Below are 1069 nucleotides of genomic sequence, written 5' to 3'. Positions count from 1 at the left end.
GGGGCTTCGGTCGCGGTGGCGTCGGGCGCGGGGCTTCGGTCCGGGATCACGGACGGGGAGTACGCGGCGGCGGGTGCGGAGATCGTCGCGGACAACGCGGCGGCGCTGGCGGGTTCGGACATCGTGCTGGCGGTGCGGCGTCCGGAGGCGGCGGCGCTGGCGGGGGCCACGCCCGGGGTGCTGGTGATCGCGATCGCCGACCCGTTCGGCCACGAGGCGGCGCTTGCGGCGATCGCCGGGACCGGGGCGAGCCTGTTCGCGATGGAGCTGATGCCGCGCATCACCCGGGCGCAGGTGATGGACGTGCTGTCGAGCCAGGCCAACCTTGCCGGCTACCGCGCGGTGATCGACGCCTCGGCGGAGTTCGGGCGGGCCTTCCCGATGATGATGACGGCGGCGGGCACGGTGCCGGCGGCGCGGGTCTTCGTGATGGGGGCCGGGGTTGCCGGGCTGCAGGCGGTGGCGACGGCGCGGCGGCTCGGCGCGGTGGTGTCGGCGACCGACGTGCGTCCGGCGGCGAAGGAGCAGGTCGAGAGCCTCGGGGCGAAGTTCATCGCGGTCGAGGACGAGGAGTTCAAGCAGGCGGAGACGGCGGCGGGCTACGCCAAGCCGATGTCGGCGGAGTACCAGGCCAAGCAGGCGGCGCTGGTGGCGAGCCACATCGCCAAGCAGGACATCGTGATCACGACGGCGCTGATCCCCGGGCGGGCGGCGCCGCGGCTGGTGACGGCGGCGATGGTGGCGTCGATGAAGCCGGGCTCGGTGATCGTCGACCTCGCGGTGGAGCGGGGCGGCAATGTCGAGGGCGCGGCGGCGGGCGAGGTTGTGGAGACGGCGGGCGGGGTGAAGATCGTCGGCCATCTCAACGTGCCGGGCCGGCTGGCGGCGACGGCCTCGCAGCTTTACGCGAAGAACCTCTACGCCTTCCTGGAGACGCTGATCGACAAGAAGGCGGGGGCGCTGGCGGTGAAGTGGGACGACGAGCTGGTGAAGGCGACGCTGCTGACGAAGGAGGGGGCGGTGGTGCACCCGTCCTTCGCGGCGAAGGAAGCCTCGGCGGCCTGAGGCG

At 73.4% G+C, this 1069-nt stretch carries 1 protein-coding gene; it reads left to right on the top strand.

Features of this window, described 5'->3' with window-relative positions; all coding sequences use genetic code 11:
- On the top strand, positions 1 to 1065 hold a 1065-nt coding region (locus tag KHC27_RS00640; protein WP_246518623.1), incomplete at its 5' end, for an NAD(P) transhydrogenase subunit alpha.
- Between the last annotated feature and the right edge of the window lie 4 nt (positions 1066 to 1069).

Source organism: Ancylobacter lacus, from assembly GCF_018390635.1.
Lineage (GTDB): Bacteria > Pseudomonadota > Alphaproteobacteria > Rhizobiales > Xanthobacteraceae > Ancylobacter > Ancylobacter lacus.
The sequence above is the reverse complement of the archived record's forward strand: the minus strand, read 5'-3'. Positions and strand labels throughout refer to the sequence as shown.